2 tRNA genes and 2 rRNA genes are annotated in these 2,678 nt (G+C 54.1%); all 4 read left to right on the top strand.

What is annotated here, in order from left to right:
* A 16S ribosomal RNA gene (locus tag D3222_RS24145) occupies positions 1-289 on the top strand; the annotation flags it as partial.
* Between the two features lie 70 nt (positions 290-359).
* Positions 360-436: transfer RNA gene (locus D3222_RS24140), tRNA-Ile, on the top strand.
* A 128-nt stretch (positions 437-564) separates the two neighbouring features.
* A tRNA-Ala gene (locus tag D3222_RS24135) sits at positions 565-640 on the top strand.
* Positions 641-804: 164 nt separating this feature from the next.
* A 23S ribosomal RNA gene (locus D3222_RS24130) occupies positions 805-2,678 on the top strand; the annotation flags it as partial.

Raw genomic sequence — 2,678 nt, 5'->3', positions numbered from 1 at the left:
TGAAGCGACCTCGCGAGAGCAAGCGGAACACACAAAGTCTGTCGTAGTCCGGATTGGAGTCTGCAACTCGACTCCATGAAGTCGGAATCGCTAGTAATCGTAGATCAGAATGCTACGGTGAATACGTTCCCGGGCCTTGTACACACCGCCCGTCACACCATGGGAGTGGGTTGCAAAAGAAGTCGGTAGCTTAACCTACGGGAGGGCGCTGACCACTTTGTGATTCATGACTGGGGTGAAGTCGTAACAAGGTAACCGTAGGGGAACCTGCGGTTGGATCACCTCCTTACCTGAGATACAGTGGAGTGCAGTGCTCACACAGATTGTCTGATGAAAGAAAAGAATAACGTTATCGCGATAGGCTTGTAGCTCAGGTGGTTAGAGCGCACCCCTGATAAGGGTGAGGTCGGTGGTTCAAGTCCACTCAGGCCTACCAACTCTCCTTATCCTTGGGTCTTCCAATCGCTGCGTGACTCATGTGCTCGCGCGCACTGCGTTACTCGCGTTGAAATACCCGGCGGCTAAGCGAGTTGGTCGAACGGACGATAACGGTGAATTCTGTATGGGGCTATAGCTCAGCTGGGAGAGCGCCTGCCTTGCACGCAGGAGGTCAGCGGTTCGATCCCGCTTAGCTCCACCATACACAAGAAATAGTTCAGAGCATATTGGCGACAGTATGCTGTGAATTATTTTGCTCTTTAACAATCCGGAACAAGCTGAAAAATTGAAACGGTCAATAATATCCTCGCGGTATTATTGAYGAGTCTCTCAAGCTGAATGATCCGAGACACGTTCGGGTTGTGAGGTTAAGCGACTAAGCGTACACGGTGGATGCCTAGGCAGTCAGAGGCGATGAAGGACGTGCTAATCTGCGAAAAGCGTCGGTAAGCTGATATGAAGCGCTATTAGCCGGCGATGTCCGAATGGGGAAACCCGGTGCAATGCGTTGCACYATCGTTTGATGAATTCATAGTCAAACGAGGCGAACCGGGGGAACTGAAACATCTCAGTACCCCGAGGAAAAGAAATCAACCGAGATTCCCCCAGTAGCGGCGAGCGAACGGGGAGCAGCCCAGAGTCTGAATCAGCCGAGGTGTGAGTGGAAGCGCCTGGAAAGGCGCACGGTAAAGGGTGACAGTCCCGTACACCAAAATGCCTCGGTTGTGAACTCGACGAGTAGGGCGGGACACGTGGTATCCTGTCTGAACATGGGGGGACCATCCTCCAAGGCTAAATACTCCTGACTGACCGATAGTGAACCAGTACCGTGAGGGAAAGGCGAAAAGAACCCCGGCGAGGGGAGTGAAACAGAACCTGAAACCGTGTACGTACAAGCAGTGGGAGCCTTGATGTATCAGGGTGACTGCGTACCTTTTGTATAATGGGTCAGCGACTTATATTCTGTAGCAAGGTTAACCGATTAGGGGAGCCGCAGGGAAACCGAGTCTTAACKGGGCGAAGTAGTTGCAGGGTATAGACCCGAAACCCGGTGATCTAGCCATGGGCAGGTTGAAGGTTGGGTAACACTAACTGGAGGACCGAACCGACTAATGTTGAAAAATTAGCGGATGACCTGTGGCTGGGGGTGAAAGGCCAATCAAACCGGGAGATAGCTGGTTCTCCCCGAAAGCTATTTAGGTAGCGCCTCGTGAGTTCATCTTCGGGGGTAGAGCACTGTTTCGGCTAGGGGGCCATCCCGGCTTACCAACCCGATGCAAACTGCGAATACCGAAGAATGTCATCACGGGAGACACACGGCGGGTGCTAACGTCCGTCGTGAAGAGGGAAACAACCCAGACCGCCAGCTAAGGTCCCGAAGTCATGGTTAAGTGGGAAACGAGGTGGGAAGGCCCAGACAGCCAGGATGTTGGCTTAGAAGCAGCCATCATTGAAAGAAAGCGTAATAGCTCACTGGTCGAGTCGGCCCGCGCGGAAGATGTAACGGGGCTAAACCATGCACCGAAGCTGCGGCAGCGACATGAATGTGTTGTTGGGTAGGGGAGCGTTCTGTAAGCCGGCGAAGGCGGCGTCGTGAGGCCCGCTGGAGGTATCAGAAGTGCGAATGCTGACATAAGTAACGATAAAGCGGGTGAAAAACCCGCTCGCCGGAAGACCAAGGGTTCCTGTCCAACGTTAATCGGGGCAGGGTGAGTCGACCCCTAAGGCGAGGCTGAAAAGCGTAGTCGATGGGAAACAGGTTAATATTCCTGTACTGAAGGTGACTGCGAAGGGGGGACGGAGAAGGCTAGGCCATCCGGGCGACGGTCGTCCCGGTTTAAGCGTGTAGGTGGAAAGAGCAGGCAAATCCGCTCTTTCGTTAACACCGAGGCGTRATGACGAGCCGCCACGGCGGTGAAGTGGTTGATGCCCGGCTTCCAGGAAAAGCCTCTAAGCCYCAGGTCACCTTGAATCGTACCCCAAACCGACACAGGTGGTCAGGTAGAGCATACCCAGGCGCTTGAGAGAACTCGGGTGAAGGAACTAGGCAAAATGGTGCCGTAACTTCGGGAGAAGGCACGCTGGCGGTAGGTGAAGGGCCCGCGCCCGGAGCCGAAGCCAGTCGCAGAGACCAGCTGGCTGCAACTGTTTATTAAAAACACAGCACTGTGCAAACACGTAAGTGGACGTATACGGTGTGACGCCTGCCCGGTGCTGGAAGGTTAATTGATGGGGTTAGC

The organism is Photorhabdus sp. CRCIA-P01 (assembly GCF_003545805.1).
GTDB lineage: Bacteria > Pseudomonadota > Gammaproteobacteria > Enterobacterales > Enterobacteriaceae > Photorhabdus > Photorhabdus antumapuensis.
This window is presented reverse-complemented; position numbering and strand designations above follow the sequence as displayed.